The sequence below is a fragment of the Stenotrophomonas chelatiphaga genome (genome assembly GCF_032054965.1).
Taxonomy (GTDB): Bacteria; Pseudomonadota; Gammaproteobacteria; order Xanthomonadales; family Xanthomonadaceae; genus Stenotrophomonas; species Stenotrophomonas chelatiphaga.
The window spans coordinates 1-21,886 of sequence record NZ_DAMBRS010000008.1 but is presented as its reverse complement, the minus strand read 5'-3'; the positions used below and the strand labels follow the sequence as shown (position 1 = coordinate 21,886).

At 67.9% G+C, this 21,886-nt stretch carries 18 protein-coding genes; 5 read left to right on the top strand and 13 right to left on the bottom strand.

Annotation, left to right across the window (positions count from 1 at the left end; all coding sequences use genetic code 11):
- Positions 1-31: 31 nt before the first annotated feature.
- The gene (locus RTX79_RS11390; protein WP_312683810.1) at positions 32-700 is read right to left on the bottom strand and encodes a hypothetical protein; all 669 of its coding nucleotides are present in this window, start codon (positions 698-700) and stop codon (positions 32-34) included.
- Positions 701-910: 210 nt separating this feature from the next.
- Between RTX79_RS11390 and RTX79_RS11385 the strand changes: the two genes are divergently transcribed.
- Both RTX79_RS11385 and RTX79_RS11380 read left to right on the top strand, forming a co-directional pair.
- Positions 911-1,153 (top strand): hypothetical protein, encoded by a 243-nt coding sequence (locus RTX79_RS11385; RefSeq protein WP_312683808.1) that lies wholly within the window; start codon positions 911-913, stop codon positions 1,151-1,153.
- A gap of 56 nt (positions 1,154-1,209) precedes the next feature.
- Positions 1,210-2,175, top strand: a complete 966-nt coding sequence (locus RTX79_RS11380; RefSeq protein WP_312683807.1) for a hypothetical protein — start codon at positions 1,210-1,212, stop codon at positions 2,173-2,175.
- 132 nt (positions 2,176-2,307) lie between these two features.
- Here the strand turns inward: RTX79_RS11380 and RTX79_RS11375 are convergent, their stop codons facing one another.
- From RTX79_RS11375 to RTX79_RS11365, 3 genes are all read right to left on the bottom strand, one after another.
- A complete protein-coding gene (locus RTX79_RS11375; protein ID WP_057508029.1) occupies positions 2,308-3,666 on the bottom strand; it encodes a TolC family outer membrane protein in 1,359 nt (452 codons plus the stop codon).
- Positions 3,667-3,682: 16 nt separating this feature from the next.
- On the bottom strand, positions 3,683-4,330 hold the full coding sequence (locus tag RTX79_RS11370) for a protein-L-isoaspartate O-methyltransferase family protein (RefSeq protein ID WP_123698975.1): 648 nt from the start codon (positions 4,328-4,330) through the stop codon (positions 3,683-3,685).
- Positions 4,331-4,469: 139 nt separating this feature from the next.
- Positions 4,470-5,159 carry a TetR/AcrR family transcriptional regulator gene (locus tag RTX79_RS11365; protein ID WP_057508031.1) on the bottom strand — a complete coding sequence of 230 codons (690 nt, stop codon included), beginning with the start codon at positions 5,157-5,159 and terminating at the stop codon, positions 4,470-4,472.
- 121 nt (positions 5,160-5,280) lie between these two features.
- On the opposite strand from RTX79_RS11365, the gene RTX79_RS11360 reads away from it, so the two are divergent.
- Together RTX79_RS11360 and RTX79_RS11355 are read left to right on the top strand one after the other, a co-directional pair.
- Positions 5,281-6,420 carry an efflux RND transporter periplasmic adaptor subunit gene (locus RTX79_RS11360; RefSeq protein ID WP_312683804.1) on the top strand — a complete coding sequence of 380 codons (1,140 nt, stop codon included), beginning with the start codon at positions 5,281-5,283 and terminating at the stop codon, positions 6,418-6,420.
- A gap of 4 nt (positions 6,421-6,424) precedes the next feature.
- Positions 6,425-9,589 carry an efflux RND transporter permease subunit gene (locus RTX79_RS11355; RefSeq protein WP_312683802.1) on the top strand — a complete coding sequence of 1,055 codons (3,165 nt, stop codon included), beginning with the start codon at positions 6,425-6,427 and terminating at the stop codon, positions 9,587-9,589.
- Between the two features lie 159 nt (positions 9,590-9,748).
- Here RTX79_RS11355 and leuB read toward each other — a convergent pair whose 3' ends face one another.
- The 9 genes from leuB to ilvC form a co-directional block, all read right to left on the bottom strand.
- On the bottom strand, positions 9,749-10,813 hold the full coding sequence (leuB, locus tag RTX79_RS11350) for a 3-isopropylmalate dehydrogenase (protein WP_312683800.1): 1,065 nt from the start codon (positions 10,811-10,813) through the stop codon (positions 9,749-9,751).
- A complete protein-coding gene (gene leuD / locus RTX79_RS11345) occupies positions 10,803-11,381 on the bottom strand; it encodes a 3-isopropylmalate dehydratase small subunit (RefSeq protein ID WP_057509304.1) in 579 nt (192 codons plus the stop codon). The genes leuB and leuD overlap by 11 nt, the downstream gene beginning before the upstream one ends.
- Positions 11,381-12,799, bottom strand: a complete 1,419-nt coding sequence (gene leuC, locus RTX79_RS11340; protein ID WP_312683798.1) for a 3-isopropylmalate dehydratase large subunit — start codon at positions 12,797-12,799, stop codon at positions 11,381-11,383. The genes leuD and leuC overlap by 1 nt, the downstream gene beginning before the upstream one ends.
- A gap of 62 nt (positions 12,800-12,861) precedes the next feature.
- The gene (locus RTX79_RS11335; RefSeq protein WP_312683796.1) at positions 12,862-13,635 is read right to left on the bottom strand and encodes a class I SAM-dependent methyltransferase; all 774 of its coding nucleotides are present in this window, start codon (positions 13,633-13,635) and stop codon (positions 12,862-12,864) included.
- Positions 13,636-13,645: 10 nt separating this feature from the next.
- Entirely contained in the window at positions 13,646-15,229 is a 1,584-nt protein-coding gene (locus RTX79_RS11330; protein ID WP_057509301.1) for a 2-isopropylmalate synthase, read from the bottom strand.
- Positions 15,226-16,326, bottom strand: a complete 1,101-nt coding sequence (locus RTX79_RS11325; RefSeq protein ID WP_312683794.1) for a threonine dehydratase — start codon at positions 16,324-16,326, stop codon at positions 15,226-15,228. Before RTX79_RS11325 ends, RTX79_RS11330 begins: the two co-directional genes overlap by 4 nt.
- Positions 16,327-16,413: 87 nt before the next feature.
- A complete protein-coding gene (locus RTX79_RS11320; RefSeq protein ID WP_057509299.1) occupies positions 16,414-16,665 on the bottom strand; it encodes an ACT domain-containing protein in 252 nt (83 codons plus the stop codon).
- Positions 16,649-18,385 carry an acetolactate synthase 2 catalytic subunit gene (gene ilvG, locus RTX79_RS11315; protein ID WP_312683792.1) on the bottom strand — a complete coding sequence of 579 codons (1,737 nt, stop codon included), beginning with the start codon at positions 18,383-18,385 and terminating at the stop codon, positions 16,649-16,651. The genes RTX79_RS11320 and ilvG overlap by 17 nt, the downstream gene beginning before the upstream one ends.
- Before the next feature lie 39 nt (positions 18,386-18,424).
- Entirely contained in the window at positions 18,425-19,399 is a 975-nt protein-coding gene (ilvC, locus tag RTX79_RS11310; RefSeq protein WP_057509297.1) for a ketol-acid reductoisomerase, read from the bottom strand.
- Positions 19,400-19,910: 511 nt separating this feature from the next.
- Between ilvC and ggt the strand changes: the two genes are divergently transcribed.
- Positions 19,911-21,632, top strand: a complete 1,722-nt coding sequence (ggt, locus tag RTX79_RS11305) for a gamma-glutamyltransferase (protein ID WP_057509296.1) — start codon at positions 19,911-19,913, stop codon at positions 21,630-21,632.
- Positions 21,633-21,886: the final 254 nt, after the last annotated feature.

Genomic DNA, 21,886 nt, shown 5'->3' with positions numbered 1-21,886 from the left:
AATGCGGGGGCGGCGCGCGCCGGGAAGACGCTCAGCGCGACAGCGGCAGGTTCAGGCCGACGGTGATCCACGACGTCGCGGTCCGGCCGTCAGCGCGACCGGCCAGCAGATCCAGCGATGCCTCGCCGGGCAGGTGACGACGAACGCCCAGCTGGCTGCTGCGATGGCGGGCCGCGTCGCGCGCGTGTTCGGCCAGCAGCGACCATGTCGGGGCGATCCGGATATCGATACCGGCCCCCAGGGTGATCCCGCGTTCGTGGCGTGATCGGCTCCAGCCGGCATTGAAATGCGCGGCGGACAGGGACTGTCGGCCCAGTACAACGCTCAGCGGAAGATGCAGCGCCCAGCTGCGTGCACCCGCTTGCCGGACATCGCCAGCGGTTTCGATGGATGCGGCCAGCTGCAGGCGTTCCTCGTGCCAGTGACGCAGCGCGCGCTTGGCCCCCAGCGTCCAGGGCAGGGTGCCTTCGCCTCGCAGATGGCTCAGGCCCAGCGACAACTCGGTGCCGGCGAGTGTGCACGCCGGCACGGCGGTCAGCTCCAGGTGGCTGGCAGCGGGGCGCGTCCAGCTTTCAAGCTGGCACGTCCCCTGCGGGGTGGTACCGGCGTCGTCCACCAGCAGGCTGGCGGCGGCATGCAGCGGGCTGCTGGCAGAGAGGGTTGCCCACAGCGCGGCAAGGCGAAGGAAGGTGAAGCGCATGGTCGTTCTCCGATGGACGGATACGCCAGCGGCTCCCACTTGGGCCGAAGGTAAACAGTGCGATGTTCGAAGTTCAGGCCACCCACGGCGGGCGGCACCGGGCCCCGTCCTGGCGGACGCGACCTGCCTGGCAGTGTCGGGTCCGCTCAGTAAAAGCAGGATCTACTGTGACTGTCCAAGCAGGGGCCTCCGGGGCGATGAAGTGGGCGCATGCTGTTGGCCGCGATCCGGTGCGTCAAGCAGGATGCGGTGCGTGCGCTTCGTTTCGTGCGCGGCGGCACGCTTCTGCCTCGGCGGCACGCGCTGCTCTCACCTCCAGACGAGGTAAAAGCGACATCGATCGCATGGCGTTCGGCGCAGCGCGCGCTGCTTTCAATAGGCTGTCTGTTCCTATTGAGAACTTTCGATAGCTTTGAAGTTTCCATCTCCTCAACTTCCCGCATGTCCGTGTAGTGGGAGTCGGCCTAGCGTCGTCAGGGCAGGCGCGTGCCTGCATCGAGGAGAGAAGAATGATGTCCAATCACGTCATTGCACGCCGTGCCACTGCGACGGGCGTAGTGATGCTGGCCGCCGCGCTGGCCAGCCAGGTGGCCGCCGCCGAGGGGCCGCGCTTCGCCGGCCCGCTGCTCAGCCCCGCACCGCCGCTGCCGGTGGGCATGCTCAACATCGAGCCCTATCTGATCAACAGCCAGCTGCGCGGCCTGTATGACGAAAATGGCGACCGTCGCGACGCCAGCGGACCGGACGGCTGGTACCTGGCCGTGCCGATCCAGTACGGGCTGCATGAGCGCCTGACCATCGCCGCCAGCTTGAATGCGTCCTACAACCGTGACGACGGCAACCGGCGTGCCTTCGATATCGGCGACACCACGTTGTCCGCGCTGTTCGGGCTGTACAAAGGAGAGGGCGTGCATCGTCCGACGCTGACCCTCGCCGTCCGCCAGAGCATCGCCACCGGGCATCACGACCGGCTGGAAGAAAGGCCGATCTCGGTCGCCAGCGGAACCGGCGTGGGCGCCACCAGCCTCGGCCTGCACGGCCAGGCCTACTTCCTTGACGGGCACCTGCGGATGCGCGCCAGTACGCTGTGGCGCACGCCCGGCGCCAATGCCGGTGTGCGCGGGCAAAGCGCGTTCGGCACGCCGGTGGGCTTCGATGGCAGGGTGCGGCTGGGTGCGGCCGTGACCAGCCTGCTGGCGGCCGAGTACAGCCTGTCGCCCACCTGGGTGCTGGCTGGTGAGCTGCTGCACGAGCGCGAAGGCGCTGGCAGCGTGCACGGCAGGGTGGTGACGGCGACGGGCAGCCAGGATATGTACCGACGCGATCCGGCCAGTTGGCGGTTCTCGATCGTCCCGGCGATCCAGTACCACTGGAATGACCATGTCGCGCTCGTCGCAGGCGCGCAGGTGTCGCTGGCCGGCCGCAACAGCAGCGCGGTATTCGTGCCGCAGGTGGCGGTGAACATGGGGTGGTAAGCGGAACCCGTTGACGGCCAGCGGCCCAACCGATTGACGGCCAGCGGCCTAACCGATTGACGGCCAGCGGCCGTCACTACAAAAAAAGCCACCCGCATGCGGGTGGCTTTTCGTCGTCACACCACGCTGCGGTCAGTTGTTGACCGTGGTGCTCGGGTTGCCGGCGTCGACGGTCAGCAGGCGGTTGATCTCCTGCAGCTCGGCGATGTCCAGCGCGCCCACGGCCTGGCTCAGCAGCAGTCGGTTCTGCAGGAAGGTGTAACGCGCGTTGGCGTAATCCAGCTGTGCCGAGAACAGGATCCGCTGGTTCTGGATCACGTCCAGCACGGTGCGGGTACCCACTTCCAGGCCGACCTGCGAGGCGTCGTAGGCGCTCTGCGCGGAGACCACCGCCAGGCGACGCGCTTCCACCTCGCTGATACCCGCCACCAGGGTCTGGTAGGCGTTGCGGGTGTTGCGGTCCAGCGCACGCTTCTGCTGCTCGTAGCCATCCTGCGCGATGTCACGCTGGGCCAGCGCCTGGCGCACGGCGGACTGGGTGGCGCCGCCGGAGAAGATCGGCACGTTCAAGGTCAGCCCGACGCTGTTGGTGCGGGTATCCGGGCTCAGGCCACCGGCACCGGTGCTGTCGCCCCAGGTTGCGCCCTGGCCGACGCTGGCGCCGAGGGCGAGCGTGGGCAGGTGGCCGGCACGTGCCGACTGCACGCTGGCTTCGGATGCGCTGACCTGCAGTTCCTGCGCCTTCAGCGCCGGGTTCTGCGCAACCGCGCTCTGCACCAGCTGGTCGACGTTGCCGCGGTTGGCCGGCACTTCCGGGCGGAAGTCTTCCGGCAGGCCGCGCAGGTTGGTCACCGGCTGGCCGGTCAGTTCGGTCAGCGCCTGGTAGGCGTCGGCCAGGGTGTTCTGCGAGACGATGGTGTTGGCGCGTGCCTGGTCGTACTGGGCGCGGGCTTCATGCACGTCGGTGATCGGCGCCAGGCCCACTTCCAGGCGCTTGTCGGCGAAGTCGAACTGCTTCTTGGCGGCTTCTTCGTTGGTCTTGGCGGCGTTCAGTGATTCGATCGCCACCAGCACGTTGAAGTAGGCGGCCGAGGTGCGCACGATCAGGTCGTCGTTGGCCGAATCGAGGGTGAAGTCCGCCGCCCTGCTCAGTTCGCGCTGGGCGCGCAGGGTGCTGAACTGGCTCCAGTTGAACAGCGTCTGGCTGCCATCGATGGTGTAGGTACGGCGGCGGCTTTCGAAGGTACCGGTATTGTTGCCGCGGTCTTCGGTGCGCGAGCGGTTCAACGAGGCGACGCCGTTGATCTGCGGCAGCAGGGCGGCGCGTGCCTGCACGGCGCCTTCCTTGTCGAACAGCCGGGTGGATTCGGCAGCGGACAGCTGCGGGTCGCCATTGCGGGCCATTTCATAGACCTGCAGCAGGTCGGCGGCATGGGCGGACAGCGGCAGCAGGACGGTGGCCAGCGCAATAGCGAGGGTTCGGCGGATCATTGCGGCTTCCTTGGACTCAGAGGTGGAACTGGGGGGCCGGCGCGGCACCGCGCAGGTAATCGATATCGGTTTCGAACAGCGATTCGGTGCTGCCATCGGCTTTGACCAGGATCGCTTCCATCACCGGCGAACGGCCGTGGATGATGTACAAGCGACCACCCGGACGCAGCCACGAGGCGAACTGTGACGGCACGCGGTCGACGGCGCCAGTGACACAGATCACATCAAAACGGCGGTCGGTCTGCCAGGCCAGGGCATCGGCCACGTCCACGCGCACGTTGGTGCCCAGGCCGGTGCTGTCCAGGCGTGCACGCGCGGTGGCGGCCAGTTCCGGATCGATTTCCAGGCTGAGCACTTCGCGCGCCAGCGCGCCGAGGCAGGCCGACAGGTAACCGCTGCCGGTGCCGATTTCCAGCACTTCGTCACCCGGCTGCAGGTCCAGCGCCTGCAGCGTGCGGCCTTCGACGACCGGCTTCATCATCTTCTGCCCGCCGCTGAGCGGCAGCTCGATGTCCGCATAGGCCAGCGCGCGGTGCGCCTCGGCCACGAAGGCTTCGCGCGGAAGGCGCGCCAGGACGTCGAGCACCTTGATGTCCAGCACGTCCCAGGGACGGATCTGCTGTTCCACCATCAGTTCACGGGCGTGTGCGTAGTCAATCGTCATGAGGTTCCAATCCAGCGCAGTGGGCCGGCCATTTTACCGGTGCCGGAGGCCGTCGGCGCACCCGGAGCATGTATTCAGGGCGGCGTAGGTCGCAGTGCCGGAAGTCATCGCGACCTCCGGCTTGTTCAGGTTGTGGGGATCAGCCACCGCGCGGGCCCGCCTGGGCCGGGCGGGGGACGTAGGCGCGCAGGAAGAAATCCACGCTGGCGGCCACGTGCCGGCCGGCATCCCCGGCCGCCAACGGCGGCTGCAGCCCACACATCATGTGCGTATGCAGTTCGCCCTTGACCAGGGTCATCAGCTGCAGTGCCGCGGTGGGGAAGTCCTGGATGTCCAGTTCGCCGCGCGCTGCACGGGCGCGCAGGAATTCGGCCAGCGCCTCGGTGGTGCGCTTGGGACCGGCCTGCCAGAACATCTCGCGCAGGCGGTCATCGGTTTCCGGGGCCATCATCACGCGCTGCACCGATACGGCCGCATCGGAGGTGACCAGCTCGAAAAAGGCCTCGCCGATGCCCAGCAACTGGTCGCGCAGGGGGCCTTCGGCATCGGCCACGAACAGGGTGTCCGGCAGCATTTCCACGCACTTGGACTTGACCGCTTCGGTGAACAGCGATTCCTTGTCGCCAAAATGGCTGTACACGGTGAGCTTGGACACCCCCGCCTGGGCGGCGATGGCATCCATGCTGACCCCGGTGTATCCCTGCTCCACGAACAGCGCCTTGGCCGCTTCCAGGATGGCGGCACGCTTGCCGAGGTCCTTGGGGCGGCCCGGACCTGCGGCCTTGCTGGCAGGTTTGGGCGCATTCTTTCGGGAGAAGGGACACATCATCCGCGTAATAGTAGACCAAGCGGTTCGATATTTATACTATACCGACGGGTTCACTAAACCGCCCGGCGCCGCGCTCCCGCGCAGCTGCCACCACTCGAATGCGTAATCAGGACGAACACCGATGAAGAGCGTGCGCTGGATGGGAATTGCACTGGGAGTGGCCGCGCTGGCTGCCTGTTCCGACAAGCCGGAAGCGCCGGTCGCCGCGGTGCCGGTGCTGGTGGTGCATCCGCTGGTCGCGGCCGGCGACGGCACCATGGTGTTCCCCGGTGAAGTCCGGGCACGGCAGGAGAGCGCGCTGTCCTTCCGGGTTGCCGGCAAGCTGCTGCGGCGGGACGTGGATGCGGGCCAGCGGGTGGTCAAGGGACAACTGCTGGCCGAGCTGGATCCGGCCGACTTCGCCCTGCAGGCACGGGCATCGCAGGCACAGCTGGCGGCCGCGCAGGCCGAACTCGTCCGCGCCCGTGACGACCACAAACGCTATGAAACGCTGGCCGCGCAGCAGTTGATCAGCCGCTCGGCACTGGACCAGCAGGCTGCCGCGTTCAAGGCGGCGCAGGGCCAGGTGGACGCTGCGCGCGCCAACGCCGACGTGCTGGGCAACCAGGCCGGCTATGCGCAGCTGCGCGCGCCGGCCGACGGGGTGATTGCCAGCCGCGAGCCCGATGCCGAAGCCGGCCAGGTGGTGGCCGCCGGGCAGACGTTGTTCACGCTGGCCGCCGACGATGGCCGCGAGGTGCGGATCGATCTGCCCGAAGCGATGCTGCGCGATTTCCCGGTCGGTACGGCGGTGCAGGTGGAGCCGTGGAGTCGCGGTGGGCCGATGCTGCCGGGGACGATCCGTGAGGTCGCCGCCGCTGCCGATCCGCAGTCGCGGACCTTCGCTGCGCGGGTCAGCCTGGCCGCCGATGCGCTGGCCGATGTCAGCCTGGGGCAGAGCGCGCGCGTGCATGGCCTGGCGGGCGGCAATGGAAAAGCGGCGCTGCAGCTGCCCCTGTCCGCCCTGCAGCGCGGTGCCGACGACCGCGCCAGCGTGTGGGTGGTGGACCCGACCACCGCGCGGCTGAAGGCGGTGCCGGTAACCGCAGGCGCCTATGGCAGCGACACCGTGCCGGTAATGAGTGGCGTCACGGCGAGTGACTGGGTGGTCGCTGCCGGTGGCCACCTGCTGCGCGCAGGCCAGCGGGTGACCGCGGTGGACCGGCAGAACCGCCCGGTGCTGAAGCCGGCGGCGGCCGCCGCCACCAAGGCGGGGGAGTAAGCCGGTGCGTCGCTTCAATCTTTCCGAGTGGGCGCTGGCCAACCGTCCCCTGGTGTTGTTCGCCATGCTCGCCTTCGCGCTGATCGGGGCGTGGTCCTACAAGCACCTGGGGCAGTCCGAGGATCCTCCTTTCACCTTCAAGATCATGGTGGTGCGCACGATGTGGCCGGGGGCCACGGCCGAACAGGTGTCGCGACAGGTCAGCGAGCCGATCGAGAAGGCGCTGATGAACACCGGCGAGTTCGAGTTCATCCGCTCCTATTCGCGGCCGGGCGAATCGCAGGTCATCTTCGTGGCGCGCGACGACCTGCGTTCCCGGCAGATCCCGGACCTCTGGTACCAGGTGCGCAAGCGGGTCGGCGACATCCAGGCCACGCTGCCGCGCGAGATCGTCGGGCCGTTCTTCAACGATGAGTTCGGCGATACCTTCGGCAACATCTACGCGCTGACCGGCAAGGGTTTCGACTACGCACTGATGCGCGATTACGCCGATCGCATCCAGCTGGAGCTGCAGCGGGTGCAGGACGTGGGCAAGGTCGAGCTGGTCGGCCTGCAGGATGAAAAGGTCTTCATCGAATTGTCCAACACCAAGCTGACCTCGCTGCGCATTTCGCGGCAGCAGGTCCAGCAGGCGGTGGCGGACCAGAACGCGGTGGCCAATACCAGTTTCCTGGAAACCGGCAGCGACCGCGTGCAGCTGCGGGTCAGTGGCCAGTTCAACAGCATCGACGACATCCGCGCCTTCCCGATACGCGTCGGCGAGCGCACCGTGCACCTGGGCGACATCGCCGAGGTCCACCGTGGTTTCGCCGATCCGGCTTCGCCGAAGATGCGCTTCATGGGCGAGGATGCGATCGGCCTGGCGGTGGCGATGAAGGACGGCGGTGACATCCTGGCGCTGGGCACGCACCTGGATGCGGAGTTCGAACGCCTGCAGAAGACGCTGCCGGCCGGCATGCAGCTGCGCAAGGTGTCCGACCAGCCGCAGGCAGTGGAAGAATCCGTCGGCGAGTTCGTCCAGGTGCTGGCCGAAGCGGTGGTGATCGTGCTGCTGGTGAGCTTCTTCTCGCTGGGCCTGCGCACCGGGCTGGTGGTCGGGGTGACCATTCCGCTGGTGCTGGCGATGACCTTCTTCGTCATGCATTACTTCGGCATCGGCCTGCACAAGATTTCGCTCGGTGCGCTGGTGCTCGCGCTGGGCCTGCTGGTGGACGATGCGATCATCGCGGTGGAGATGATGGCCACCAAGATGGAGCAGGGCTACGACCGCCTGCGCGCGGCCAGCTTCGCCTGGGAATCCACCGCATTTCCGATGCTGACCGGCACCCTGATCACCGCGGCCGGCTTCCTGCCGATCGCCACTGCCGCCTCCAGCACCGGTGAGTACACGCGGTCGTTGTTCCAGGTGGTGACCATCGCGCTGGTGGTGTCCTGGATCGCAGCGGTGCTGTTCATTCCCTACCTCGGCGACAAGATGCTGCCGGACCTGTACAACCGCCAGCCGCCGAAGCCGGGCAGCCTGCTGGGCCGCTGGCATGCGCGGCGGCAGGCGTGGGCGGACCGCTTCCCGGCACTGGCCAACCTGCTCGCGCCGCCGGCGCACGGGCACGACCACGACCCGTACCAGCGTCCGTTCTACGTGCGTTTCCGGCGCTTCCTCGAGGGCTGCCTGCGCCATCGCTGGTGGGTGATCGCCGCGACCGTCCTGTTGTTCATCGGCTCGCTGCTGCTGTTCCGCTTCGTGCCGCAGCAGTTCTTCCCGGATTCCACGCGGCCGGAGCTGATGGTGGACATCGAACTGGCCGAAGGCGCGTCGTTGAACGCGACCCGTGGCCAGGTGGCCAAGCTGGAGAAGCTGCTGGACGGCCATGAAGGCATCCGCAACTACGTGGCCTACGTGGGCACCGGGTCACCGCGCTTCTACCTGCCGCTGGACCAGCAGCTGCCGGCGACCAACTTCGCCCAGTTCGTGGTGCTGGCCAACGACACCCATGCCCGTGAAAGCGTGCGCGACTGGTTGCAGCGCGAGGTGCTGCCCACCTTCCCGGACGTGCAGATGCGCGTGACCCGGCTGGAGAACGGACCACCGGTGGGCTACCCGGTGCAGTTCCGCATCTCCGGCGAGCACATCGCGCAGGTGCAGGCACTGGCCCGGCAGGTGGAAGAGAAGGTGCGCGCCAATCCGCACACCATCAACGTCAACCTGGACTGGAGCGAACCGAGCAAGGTGGTGCGGCTGGTGATCGACCAGGACCGTGCGCGCGCGCTCGGCGTGAGCAGTGCACAGGTCAGCCAGTTCCTGGCCAGTTCGCTGGCCGGCGAAGCGGTGAGCGTGTATCGCGAAGGCAACCGGCAGATCGAGATGCTGGTGCGTGGTGCGGGCGACGAGCGGCTGAGCCTGGAGCTGCTCGGCAGCCTGCAGATGCCCACCCCTTCCGGTGGCAGCATCAGCATGTCCCAGGTGGCCACGCTGGAGCATGGTTTCGAAGATGGCATCATCTGGCACCGCGACCGGCTGCCGACGGTGACCGTGCGCGCCGATATCGGCGATGGCATGCAGCCACTGGATGTGGTGCAGCAGCTGCTGCCGACGCTCGAGGGCATCCGTGCGCAGCTGCCCAGCGGCTACCTGCTGGAAACCGGCGGCACGGTGGAGGATTCCGCCCGCGGCCAGGATTCGATCAAGGCCGGCATGCCGCTGTTCCTGGTGGTGGTGGCGACCCTGCTGATGCTGCAGCTGCGCAGCTTCTCGCGCACGGCGATGGTGCTGGTCACCGCACCGCTCGGGATCATCGGCGCGACCCTGTTCCTGCTGTTGTTCCGTTCGCCGTTCGGGTTCGTCGCGCTGCTGGGCACGATCGCGTTGGCCGGCATGATCATGCGCAATTCGGTGATCCTGATCGACCAGATCCAGCAGGACATCGATGCCGGGCATGACCGCTGGGACGCGATCCTGGATGCGACGGTGCGCCGCTTCCGTCCGATCGTGCTGACCGCGCTGGCGGCGGTACTGGCGATGATCCCGTTGTCGCGCAGTGCGTTCTATGGGTCGATGGCCATTTCGATCATGGGCGGGTTGATCGTGGGTACGGTGCTGACGCTGGTGTTCCTGCCGGCGCTGTATGCGGCGTGGTTCCGGGTGCGGAAAGAGGATGGACGAACGGGCTGAGCCCCCCTCGCGGGTGGCTGCCTGCGGCACGCTGGCGGGTTGGCGCCGTGCGGTGGGGCTGGTCGGGGGGCGGCTCTTGCCGTCCCCCGCGAACCTGCCCCGTCCCGCCAACCGCACAGCCCTGCAGCTTCTGACGTTGACGTTGACGTTGACGTTGCCTCAGCCCTGCAGTCGTTCGAGAACGGCTGCGGTGGCCTCCGCGGTAGACACCGCAGCACCCGCAGCGGCGAGGTCGGCAGTAAACACCCCGGCATCCAGCGCCGCGTGCACGGCGGCTTCCACCGCCGCCGCCTCCACTTCCAGGCCCAGCGAATGGCGCAGCAGCATCGCCGCGCTGAAGATCGTCGCGTAGGGATTGGCGATGCCCTTGCCGGCGATGTCCGGCGCCGAACCGTGGATCGGCTCGTAGATGCCGACCGCACCGGGTTCTCCCAGCGATGCCGACGGCAGCAGGCCCAGCGACCCGGCCAGCATCGACGCCTCGTCGGTCAGGATGTCGCCGAACATGTTCTCGGTCACGATCACGTCGTACTCGCGCGGCTTGGCCAGCAGGTGCATGGCCATCGAGTCCACCAGCTGGTGTTCCAGCGCCACGTCGGGGAACACGTCCCGGCCCAGCCGGGTGGCGACGTCGCGCCACAGCCGCGAGGTTTCCAGCACGTTGGCTTTGTCCACCGAGGTGACCTTGCCACGGCGTTGGCGGGCCAGCTCGAAGGCGCTGCGCAGTACCCGCTCGATCTCCTCCACGCTGTAGCTGCACAGGTCGCTGGCGGCGTCGGCCGTGCGGGTCTTCTCACCGAAGTAGATGCCACCGGTCAGTTCACGTACCACCACGAAGTCGACGCCGCGCAGCAGTTCGGCCTTGATCGGCGAAGCACCCAGCGCCGCTTCATGCGTGCGTACCGGACGCAGGTTGGCATACAGGCCGAGCGCACGGCGGATCGCCAGCAGGCCCTGCTCCGGACGTACCTTCGCATTCGGATCGGACCACTTCGGGCCGCCCACCGCGCCCAGCAGGATCGCGTCCGCGGCACGGCAGGCGTCCAGCGTGCTCGCGGGCAGCGGCTCGCCATGGCGGTCGATGGCAATGCCGCCGATGTCGTGTTCGTTGAAGGTGAAGGTGTGGTTGAAGCGGGTGGCGACGGCTTCCAGTACGGCCACGGCGGCGGCGGCCACTTCCGGGCCGATGCCATCACCGGGCAGTACGACGATCTCAGCGTGCATGTTCAGTCTCGTAACGTTCAATGTCGGGGACGCGGCCCAGCAGGTAGCCCAGCTGGTCGACACCTTCCAGCAGGCAGGTCTGCGAGAAGCCGTCCAGCGGGAAAGTGTAGACGCGGCCATCGGGGGTGCGCAGCTCGCGCGCGGCGATGTCGATGGTCAGCACGTCGTCCGGGCGCTGCATCAGCGCCTGCACGTCGGCTTCGTCCAGCACCACCGGCAGCAGTCCGTTCTTCAGCGAATTGCCACGGAAGATGTCGGCGATCTCGCTGCTTACGATCGCGCGCAGGCCCAGGTCGGTCAGCGCCCACGGTGCATGTTCGCGCGAGGAACCGCAGCCGAAGTTGCGCCCCGCCAGCAGGATGCTGCGGCCGGCGTTCTGCGGCTGGTTGAAGGCGAAATCGGCGTTGGGCGTGCCATCGCTGGTCCAGCGCCAGTCGTTGAACGCGTTGCGGCCCAGTCCGGCACGTTCGGTGGTGGACAGGAAGCGCGCCGGGATGATCTGGTCGGTGTCGATGTTGGTCTGGCGCAGCACCACGCTGGCCGACGCCAGGGTACGGAAGCCGCTCATCAGGCCACCTCCTGGTTGAACAGGTCGCGGGTGTCGGAAACGCGGCCGTTGACGGCGGCCCACGCAGCGGTCATCGGCGAGGCCAGCAGGGTGCGGGAGCCGGGGCCCTGGCGGCCTTCGAAGTTGCGGTTGCTGGTGCTCACCGCCAGCTGGCCCGGAGCCACCAGGTCGCCGTTCATGGCAATGCACATCGAGCAGCCCGGCTCGCGCCACTCGGCACCGGCAGCGCGCACGATCGCATCGATGCCTTCGGCCTCGGCCTGGCGCTTGACGATTTCCGAGCCCGGGACCACCAGCATGCGCACGCGATCGGCCACCTGCCGGCCGCGCAGCACCTGGGCGACTTCACGCATGTCGCTCAGCCGCCCGTTGGTGCACGACCCCACGAACACCACGTCCACCGGCGTCCCCTGCAGGGTGTCGCCGGCATGCAGCTGCATGTAGTCCAGGCCCTTCTGTGCAGCGGCATCGTTGGCCGCAGGGATCGGCGCGTCGACGGCGATCGCGGTACCCGGATGGGTGCCCCAGGTCAGCGTCGGACGGATGTCGGCCGCGTCGATCGAAACCTCCGCATCGAAGCGCGCGCCGTCATCGCTGCGCAACTGCGTCCAGCGTTCGACGGCGGCGTCGAAGTCGGCCCCCTTCGGGCCGCGCGGGGTGGCGGCCACCCAGTCGAAGGTGACCTGGTCCGGGGCCACCATGCCCGCGCGTGCGCCCGCTTCGATGGACATGTTGCACAGGGTCATGCGCTGCTCCATGTCCATTGCCGCGATGGTGCTGCCGCGGAACTCCAGCACGTGGCCGGTGCCGCCGTTGACCCCGATCACGCCGATGATGTGCAGCACCACGTCCTTGGCGCCGACGCCGGCCGGCAGGGCGCCGTCCACGGTGATCGCCATGGTCTTCGCCTTGCGCTGCAGCAGGCACTGCGTGGCCAGCACATGGCCGACCTCGCTGGTGCCGATGCCGAAGGCCAGCGAACCGAATGCACCGTGGGTGGAGGTGTGGCTGTCGCCGCAGACGATGGTCATGCCGGGCAGGGTGAAGCCCTGTTCCGGTGCGATGACATGCACGATGCCGCGGTCGGCCGAGGCCATGTCGAACAGTTCCACGCCGTACTCGGCGCAGTTGCTGGCCAGCATCGCCACCTGGGCTTCGGAGGCGGCACTGGCGTAGGGCAGGGAACCATCGGCGCGCGCGGGCAGCGTCGGCGTGGAGTGGTCCATGGTGCCCTTGGTGCGGTCCGGCCGGCGCGGCGACAGGCCGCGTTCGCGCAGCTCGGTGAACGCCTGTGGCGAAGTCACTTCGTGGATCAGGTGCAGGTCGATGTACAGCACGGCGGGCGCGCTGTCGGATTCGGGGACGACCACGTGGGCGTCCCACAGTTTGTCGTACAGGGTGCTGGGTGCGGGGGTCATGCGATGGCCTGGCAGGAAGGTGCGATGAAGAACATCGGGTGTAATCAGGAGGAGGTCAACACTCAGCGGCGACGTGCAAGCACACGCAGCCGCACATAGTCGGCGAGTGGGAGGCCAGACGCATCACGCGGCAGCTCGGCCAGCAGGGCCTCGCTGGCCACGCGCACGCGGCTGGCGGCGGTGCTGTCCAGGTCGGCCAGCAACGGTGCGGCGAACACCCGCAGCCAGCCGGCGATGCCGGTAGGCAGTGGGGTGGGGCGCTCCACGCGTTCGGCGAACTGTACGTGGAAGCCATGCTGGCGCAGGCGGTCGCTGTACGCCTCCACGCTGGGGAAGTACCAGCTGAACGGACTTTCGCCGTGGCCGTGCGCCACGCGGGCGGACTGCACGGCGCCGACGATGGCGGCGATGTTGCCATCACCGCCGAACTCGGCGACCAGGCGTCCGCCGGGTTTCAAGGCACGCCGCACGCCGGCCAGCACGCGGTCGGGCTCGCGCATCCAGTGCAGCGCGGCGTTGCTGAACACCGCATCGAATCCGCCATCGAAGGACAGTGCATGGCCATCCATGACCTGCGCATCGACGCCGCGTGCGCGTGCGGCGATCACCAGTTCGGGCGAGGCGTCGACGCCGATCACCTGGGCACCGGTCAGTGCCAGTTCGGTGCTGAGCACGCCGTCACCACAGCCCAGGTCGAGGATCCGTTCACCCGGTCGTGCATCGAGCAGGCGCGCGATCGCGCTGCCCAGCACCGGCACGAAGCCGGCGTCGATGGCGTAATCCTGGGCGTCCCAGGTCTGGCCGGCATCAACGGTCGCGGAGGTGAAGGCGCTCATGCTGGACTCCTCAGGCGTGGGCCGCGGCGGCGGCGGTGTCAGGGGCGGCCGTGGCTTCGCGCTGGCGCAGCAGGCGGTTGGCGACGTCCAGCCAGGCCAGTGCCGAGGCTTCGATGATGTCGCGGCTGGTGCCGGTGCCTTCGAACACCTCATCGCCACTGCGGACGCTCAGGTTGGCTTCGCCGCGTGCGTCGGCGCCGATGCCCACGCTGTGCACCTGGTAGCTGTCCAGCTGCAGGCTGACCCCGGTGGCCGAAGAGAGTGCCCCGAACAGCGCATCCACCGGGCCATCGCCCTGTGCGGTTTCGGCCACCCGGTTGCCATCCGGATCGGACAATTCGACCAGCGCATTGGCACGGCTGCCGACATCGCTGATGGTCATCGAGGCCAGGCGGTAGCCCTGGGTGCTGGCACCGCCCTGCATCAGGGTCTGCAGGTCCGAATCGGTGACCACGCGCTGCTGTTCGCACAGCGACTTGAACTGTTCGAACACCAGCTTCAGTTCTTCTTCTTCCAGCCAGAAGCCCAGTGCGCGCAGGCGCGCTTCGACCGCGGCGCGGCCGCTGTGGCGGCCCAGCACCATCTGCGAATCTTCCCAGCCCACGTCCTCCGGACGCATGATCTCGTAGGTGCCGCGGTGGCGCAGCATGCCGTGCTGGTGGATGCCGGATTCGTGGGCGAACGCGTTCGCGCCGACGATCGCCTTGTTGCGCTGGACCGGCATGCCGACCAGGCGCTGCAGCAGCTGCGAGGTGGAGACGATGCGCTGGGTGTTGATCGCGGTGTCCTGGTCGTAGAAGGCCTGGCGCACCTTCAGTGCCATCGCGATTTCTTCCACCGCGCAGTTGCCGGCGCGCTCGCCGATGCCATTGACCGTGCACTCCACCTGGCGGGCACCGCCTTCGATGGCGGCCAGCGAGTTGGCCACCGCCAGGCCCAGGTCGTTGTGGCAGTGCGCGCTGAAGATCACCCGCTCGGCGCCGCTGACGTCGGCCACGCCGGCGATCACCTGCTGGAACATCGCGCGGATTTCCTCCGGCGTGGTGAAGCCGACCGTGTCCGGCAGGTTGATGGTGGTGGCGCCGGCCGCGATCGCCACGCGCGACACTTCGATCAGGTAGTCCAGTTCGGTGCGGGTGGCATCCTCGGCGGAGAACTCGACGTCATCGATGTACGAACGCGCCAGCGCGACATGCTTGCGCACCGATTCCAGCACCTGTTCGCGGGTCATGCGCAGCTTGTGCTCGCGGTGCAGCGGGCTGGTGGACAGGAACACGTGCAGGCGCGGGTGTGCGGCCGAGTCCAGCGAGCGCACCGAGGTTTCGATGTCGGCGGCCAGGCAGCGCGACAGCACCGCCAGCACCGGGCGCTGCACTTCGCGGCCGATCATCGTCATCGCTTCGCGGTCGGACTGGGAGCTGGCCGGGAATCCGGTTTCGATCACGTCCACGCCCAGCTCGTCCAGCGCACGCGCCATGACCAGCTTCTGCTGCGGGCTCATGCTGCAGCCGGGCGACTGTTCGCCATCGCGCAGGGTGGTGTCGAAGATGCGGATGCGCGGCGGGGTAATTCGTTCGATGGTCGGCGTGGTCATGGGGAAGTCTCCTCGACAGCGGGCAGTGCGGCGTGCAGGTGGGAAGGGGAAGAAGCAGGTTTCAAAGCAGGGAGTGCGACCGCCACGACGGGCGTTCGCAGGGTTTCGGGGCGGCGTCGGCGCGGCTTCCGCGGCGCGCGCGGGCGGACGTCGGTGAGCAGGCCGGCCAATACCGAGGCGTCGATGTTGCCGCCGGAGACGACCGCGAACTTGCGGCGTCCGGCAACCCGGCGACCGGCGGCCAGCGCCAGTGCGCCGGCGCCTTCGGCGATCAGGTTCTCTTCCAGCGCCAGCCGGACCAGCGTCTCGCGCAGCTCGGCTTCGCGCACGATCACCACGTCGTCCAGCAGCGAGGCGCACAGGCGGCGGGTCAGGAAACCGGGGATCTTGACCCGCACGCCGTCGGCCAGCGAGGGCACCGGGGCAATCGGACGGATGTCGCCGCTGATCGCGCGGGCCATCGAATCGACGCCCTCGACCTGCGCGCCGACGATCCGCACGCCCTGCGATTTCAGCGCCAGGGCCACACCCGATGCCAGCCCGCCGCCACCGATGGGCACGATCACCACGTCCGGCGAATGCGGCGCCAGCTCGATGCCGACCGTGCCCTGGCCGGCGATGACATCGGCATCATCGAAGGCGGACAGGAAGCGGTAGTCATGGCGCCGGGCCAGCTCCACCGCGAAGGCCCAGGCATCGTCGTAGCTTTCGCCATGCTGGCGGACGGTGGCGCCCCAGTGGGCGACGCCGGCGATCTTGTTGGCCGGTGCGCCGTGCGGCATCACCGTGATCGCCTGCACGCCCAGCCGATGCGCGGCCCACGCTACGCCCTGGGCGTGGTTGCCGGCAGAGGCGCAGATGATCGGGCGCAGGTCGCCGCGCTCGCGGCCGGCCAGCAGCGCGTTCAGCGCGCCGCGCACCTTGTAGGAGCCGGTGCGCTGCAGGTTTTCCAGCTTCAGCCAGGTGCCGAAGCGTTCAGCGTGGTGCAGCGGCGTGGGCGGCAGGAAGCGGCGCAGGCGGGCCTGCGCGGCCAGCACGTCGGCGACGGTTACATCGCCTACGTCGGGTTCGGTGCCGGCGCGGTCAGCGGCAGGCATGGGGGACCACGCGTGGTGCGCACGGCGACGACGACGGGCGGCGAAGAAGACGCCTCCGTGCCGGCACCGCTTGCACGGTACGGGCGTTCATGCGGCGACTCCCTGCAGTTCGGTCACCTGGACCGATACGCAGTCGTAGATTTTCTCGATCTGCCGGCACAGGGTTTCCGGCGGACGGCTACCGTCCACCACCAGCTGCAGGTGCCAGCGGCCGTGGTCGTCGGCATCGGGGGCACCGTTGATCGCGCGCGGTGCGAAGCCGCGCCGTTCGGCCATGCCGATCACCCGCAGCAGCGCGCCTTCGGCGGGGTGCAGCACCAGGTCAAGCCGGTATTGCATTGGGAGTCTCCTGGCTGACATGGGCGGGATTGGATTCCAGCATCGTGCTGTTGGCGGTGTTGGGCGGAACCAGCGGCCAGACGTTGGCACGCGCATCGATGGCCACGTGCAGCAGCGCCGGACCAGGTTCGGCCAACAGTGCGGCCAGTCCACCTTCGACGTCATCGCGTGCATCGATGCGGGTCGCGGCGATGCCGAACACCTTGGCCAGGGCAACGAAGTCCGGGTTGTCGGACAGGTCGATCTCGCTGTAGCGCTCGGCGAAGAACAGTTCCTGCCACTGCCGGACCATGCCCAGCGAACTGTTGTCCAGCAGCACGATCTTCACCGGCAGGCGGCAGCGCGCGATGGTGGTCAGCTCCTGCACGTTCATCATGAAGCTGCCATCGCCGGACACCAGCACCACGGTGCGGTCCGGGCAGGCGAACTGGGCGCCCATGGCGGCCGGCAGGCCGAAGCCCATCGTGCCCAGCGCGCCGCTGGTCAGGTGGTTGCGCGGATGATTGAAACGGCAGTGCTGGGCCACCCACATCTGGTGCTGGCCGACATCACAGGCGATCACTGCATCGGCCGGCGCCAGTTCGCTCAGGCGCTTCAGCAGGGCCGGGGCGTAGATGTGCTTGCCCGGTGCGTCGTAGCGGGCGATGAACTTCTCGCGGTGCTGCGCGCAACGGTTGCGCCAGGCCGCCTGCGTGGCCGGCGGTGCCGGGAAAGCGGCATGCAGGGCGCGGATGGCCTGGGCGACATTGCCGGGGACGGCGACATCGGCGGTGCGCAGCTTGGAAATCTCATACGCATCGGCATCGATGTGGACCACGCGCGCGAAGGGCGCGAACTCGGTCAGCTTGCCGGTGGCACGGTCATCGAAGCGCGCGCCCAGCACCAGCAGCAGGTCGGCCTCCTGCACGGCCATGTTGGCTGCGCGGGTGCCATGCATGCCCAGCATGCCCAGCGACTGCGGGTGCCCGGCGGGCAGCGCGCCCAGGCCGCGCAGGGTCAGCACGGCTGGAATCCCACTGGCCGCAGCGAAGTCGCGCAGCGCATCGACGGCATCACCCAGCGCGATGCCACCGCCGGCGTAGATCACCGGCTTTTCCGCGCCTGCAATGGCGGCGATGGCATCGGCGATGGCCTGCTCGGCCGGCGCGGGCGGTGCTTCCACGGTGGCCGGCACATGCACCGGCAGATGGCTTGCATCGGCTACCTGGACATCCTTGGGCAGATCGATCAGCACCGGGCCGGGACGGCCTTCGCGTGCGATGCGGAACGCCTCGGCGACCACGCGTGGCAGGTCATCCACGCTGCGCACCAGCCAGCTGTGCTTGACGATCGGCAGGGTCAGCCCGAACACGTCCAGTTCCTGGAACGCGTCGGTGCCCAGCAGCGGCGTGGCGACCTGGCCGGTGATGCACACCATCGGCACCGAATCCAGCATTGCATCGGCGATGCCGGTGACCAGGTTGGAAGCGCCCGGACCGGAAGTGGCGATGCACACGCCGACCCGGCCACTGGCACGCGCGAAGCCGTTGGCGGCCAGTGCGGCGCCCTGCTCGTGGCGCACCAGCACGTGCTTCAGCCGCGAATCCACCAGGGCATCGTAGAACGGCATGATGGTGCCGCCGGGGTAGCCGAACAGCGTCTGCACGCCTTCGGCCTCCAGCGCCTGGGTCAGCCAGCGCGCGCCGTTGGGCGGCGCGCTGCGTTGTGCGGGGATGTTCATGGGAAACCTTGCAGAGCGGGTGGGGGAGGGCCGCGTGGGTTACGCGGCCTGGCCTTGCAGCCAGACCATCTTGGCGCGCAGTTCCTTGCCTACCTTCTCGATCGGGTGGTCCAGGTCGGCCTGCTTGAACTTGTTGTAGTTCGGCAGCCCCGCTTCGTATTCGGCAACCCAGTTCTTGGTGAAGGTGCCGTCCTGGATATCCTTCAGGACCTCCTTCATGCGCTCCTTGGTGCCGGCGTCGATCACCCGCGGGCCGCTGACGTAGTCGCCGTACTGCGCGGTTTCGGAGATGAACTCCAGCATCCGCGAGATGCCGCCTTCGTAGAACAGGTCGACGATCAGCTTCAGTTCGTGCAGCACTTCGTAGTACGCGATTTCCGGCTGGTAACCCGCTTCCACCAGCGTTTCGAAGCCGGCCTGCACCAGCGCCGAGGCACCGCCGCAAAGCACTGCCTGCTCGCCGAACAGATCGGTCTCGGTCTCTTCCTTGAAGGTGGTCTGGATCAAATTGGCGCGCGCACCGCCCAGGCCGGTGGCATAGGCCAGCGCGTGCTTGGCGGCGTTGCCGCTCTTGTCCTGGTGCACGGCCCAGATGCACGGCACGCCACGGCCGATCTCGTACTCGCGGCGGACCAGCGCGCCGGGGCCCTTGGGCGCGACCAGCACCACGTCCAGGTCTTCGCGCGGGGTGATCATGTCGAAGTGCACGTTCAGGCCATGCGCGAACAACAGCACCGCGCCCTGTTTCATGTTCGGCGCCAGCACCTCGTCATACAGCTTCTTCTGCACCATGTCCGGGGTCAGCACGGCGACCAGGTCGGCATCCTTGACCGCCTCGGCCGGGGCCTTGACGGTGAAGCCGTCGGCCTGGGCCTTTACTTCGGTCGGGCCGCCGGGCCGCAGGCCCACCACCACGTCGAAGCCGGATTCACGCAGGTTCAGTGCGTGCGCGCGGCCCTGGCTGCCGTAGCCGACGACAGCGATCTTGGTCTGGGGCAGGTCGTTGGTGCTCATCGTGGTGGTTCCTTGCAGAGGTGTTGGGTGAGGAGGGAGGGTGTTGCCCTGTTCTGAAACGAAAAAACCCGCGCCGGGACCGGTGCGGGTTCTGATCGAGTACCTGTGTGTCTGTTGCTTACACGCTGGCTCGTCCCGCTCCGGTGGGCTGGCTAATAAGTACGAGTACGAGGAGCGAACGCAGCGAGGCGGCGCCGGTGGCGGCGGGCTCGAAGTTCGTCGGCGGTGGCGTGTGGCGCTGCAACATGGGTCCGAGGAAAACATGCGCGCCAAGGTGTGTCAACCCTTGTCGACGGATGCGGATTGGTTGCCGCTGAATCCACGCGAAAGCCTTGTGCCGCCTGCATTGTTGCGCATGAAACCAGCGTCGCGCTGCGGGGCGCAGCGAGCCGTTCACGCCATTCGCGCAGTCGTTGGGCTGCCCGCGCCGCACGTCCATGACCTATGCCGGATACCCGGCAGCGCGCAGACAGGCGACTATCACGCCATCCCTTTCCAGGAACTCCCCGCCGTGACCCGACGACTGACCCGCTGCCTGCTGGCCGCTGCCCTGCTGGCTTCGCTGCCCGCGCTTGCCCTCGCCGCTGATCGCGTGACCGGCCACGGCTTTGCCACCCGTTCGGAAGTGATCGCACCGCATGCGATGGCGGCCACGTCGCAGCCGCTGGCCACCCAGATCGCGCTGGAGGTGATGAAGGGCGGCGGCAGTGCGGTCGATGCGGCCATCGCCGCCAACGCGGCACTGGGCCTGATGGAACCCACTGGCAACGGCATCGGCGGCGACCTGTTCGCCATCGTCTGGGATCCGAAGACCCAGCAACTGCATGGTTACAACGGCTCCGGCCGTTCGCCGCGATCACTCACCCTGGCCGAGTTCCAGCGTCGTGGGCTGAAGGAAATCCCGGCCACCGGCCCGCTGCCGGTGTCGGTGCCCGGCGCCGTCGATGGCTGGTTCGCGCTGCATGAGCGCTTCGGCCGCAAGCCGATGGCCGACAACCTGGCGCCGGCCATCCGTTACGCGCGCGAAGGCCATCCGGTGGCCGAGGTCATCGCGTACTACTGGGACCGATCGGTCCCGCGCCTGTCGCAGTACCCCGGTTTCAAGGAGCAGTTCACGATCAACGGCCATGCCCCGCGCAAGGGCGAGCTGTGGAAGAACCCGAACCTGGCCAACACGCTGCAGCAGATCGCCGATGGCGGCCGCGATGCGTTCTACAAGGGCGACATCGCGCGCACCATCGGCAGCTACTTCAAGGCCAACGGCGGCTACCTGAGCTTCGATGACATGGCTGCCCACCATGGCGAATGGGTTGACCCGGTGAGCAGCAACTACCGCGGCTACGATGTATGGGAGCTGCCACCCAACAGCCAGGGCATTGCCGCGCTGCAGATCCTCAACGTGCTGGAAGGCTACGATTTCTCGAAGATCCCGTTCGGCTCGCCTGAGCACGTGCATTTGTTCGTGGAAGCCAAGAAGCTGGCCTTCGCCGACCGCGCGCGCTTCTACGCGGACATGGCCTTCCAGCCGGCCGCACCGGTGGCCAAGCTGATTTCCAAGGAGTACGCAGCCGAGCGTCGTGCGCTGATTTCGATGGACAAGGCCTTGAAGGAAGTGCAGCCGGGCACGCCGAAACAGCTGGAAGAGGGCGACACGATCTACATGACCGTCGCCGATGCCGACGGCATGATGGTGTCGTTGATCCAGTCCAATTACCGTGGCATGGGCAGTGGCATGGCCCCGCCGGGGCTGGGCTTCATCCTGCAGGATCGCGGCGAGATGTTCGTGCTGCAGAAGGATCATCCGAATGGCTATGCGCCGGGCAAGCGCCCGTTCCAGACCATCATTCCCGGCTTCATCACCAAGGATGGCAAGCCCTATGCGAGCTTCGGCGTGATGGGCGGGGCGATGCAGCCGCAGGGCCATGCGCAGATCGTGATGAACCTGGTGGACTTCGGCATGAACCTGCAGGAGGCCGGCGATGCGCCGCGCATCCAGCACGAAGGATCCACCGAGCCCACCGGCCAGGCCACGGCAATGAGCGATGGCGGCGAGGTCAACCTGGAGACCGGTTTTGCCTATGACACGATCCGCGCGCTGATGCGCAAGGGCCACCGCGTGGTGTTCGCCGACGGTCCGTATGGCGGCTACCAGGCGATCCTGCGCGATCCGGAGACGGGGGTGTACTACGGCGCATCCGAAAGCCGCAAGGATGGGCAGGCGGCGGGGTATTGAGGGGGAGGTCGAACGGGTGAGACCCCTCGCGGGTGGCTGAAAGCCGTTGCTGGGTCTGGGCCGGGCGGTGGGGCTGCGCGGGGGACGGCAAGAGCCGCTCCTGCGGGCCTCGTTTCGCGCCATCCATGGCGCTCAACGCCCCCGCCCACCCCCACCGCCCGACCCCCTGACAGGTTCCGGGCGCCGCCATCCGCGTGATGAAAATAAAAGAACAAAGGCAGGGGTCAGAGTCCTTTCGCTGCGCGAAAGGACTC

Bases quoted from the DNA above. Each gene is read 5' to 3' on its own strand.
- RTX79_RS11390 (WP_312683810.1), bottom strand. From the start codon at position 700: ATGCGCTTCACCTTCCTTCGCCTTGCCGCGCTGTGGGCAACCCTCTCT.
- RTX79_RS11385 (WP_312683808.1), top strand. From the start codon at position 911: ATGCTGTTGGCCGCGATCCGGTGCGTCAAGCAGGATGCGGTGCGTGCG.
- RTX79_RS11380 (WP_312683807.1), top strand. From the start codon at position 1,210: ATGATGTCCAATCACGTCATTGCACGCCGTGCCACTGCGACGGGCGTA.
- RTX79_RS11375 (WP_057508029.1), bottom strand. From the start codon at position 3,666: ATGATCCGCCGAACCCTCGCTATTGCGCTGGCCACCGTCCTGCTGCCG.
- RTX79_RS11370 (WP_123698975.1), bottom strand. From the start codon at position 4,330: ATGACGATTGACTACGCACACGCCCGTGAACTGATGGTGGAACAGCAG.
- RTX79_RS11365 (WP_057508031.1), bottom strand. From the start codon at position 5,159: ATGATGTGTCCCTTCTCCCGAAAGAATGCGCCCAAACCTGCCAGCAAG.
- RTX79_RS11360 (WP_312683804.1), top strand. From the start codon at position 5,281: ATGAAGAGCGTGCGCTGGATGGGAATTGCACTGGGAGTGGCCGCGCTG.
- leuB (WP_312683800.1), bottom strand. From the start codon at position 10,813: ATGCACGCTGAGATCGTCGTACTGCCCGGTGATGGCATCGGCCCGGAA.
- leuD (WP_057509304.1), bottom strand. From the start codon at position 11,381: ATGAGCGGCTTCCGTACCCTGGCGTCGGCCAGCGTGGTGCTGCGCCAG.
- leuC (WP_312683798.1), bottom strand. From the start codon at position 12,799: ATGACCCCCGCACCCAGCACCCTGTACGACAAACTGTGGGACGCCCAC.
- RTX79_RS11335 (WP_312683796.1), bottom strand. From the start codon at position 13,635: ATGAGCGCCTTCACCTCCGCGACCGTTGATGCCGGCCAGACCTGGGAC.
- RTX79_RS11330 (WP_057509301.1), bottom strand. From the start codon at position 15,229: ATGACCACGCCGACCATCGAACGAATTACCCCGCCGCGCATCCGCATC.
- RTX79_RS11325 (WP_312683794.1), bottom strand. From the start codon at position 16,326: ATGCCTGCCGCTGACCGCGCCGGCACCGAACCCGACGTAGGCGATGTA.
- RTX79_RS11320 (WP_057509299.1), bottom strand. From the start codon at position 16,665: ATGCAATACCGGCTTGACCTGGTGCTGCACCCCGCCGAAGGCGCGCTG.
- ilvG (WP_312683792.1), bottom strand. From the start codon at position 18,385: ATGAACATCCCCGCACAACGCAGCGCGCCGCCCAACGGCGCGCGCTGG.
- ilvC (WP_057509297.1), bottom strand. From the start codon at position 19,399: ATGAGCACCAACGACCTGCCCCAGACCAAGATCGCTGTCGTCGGCTAC.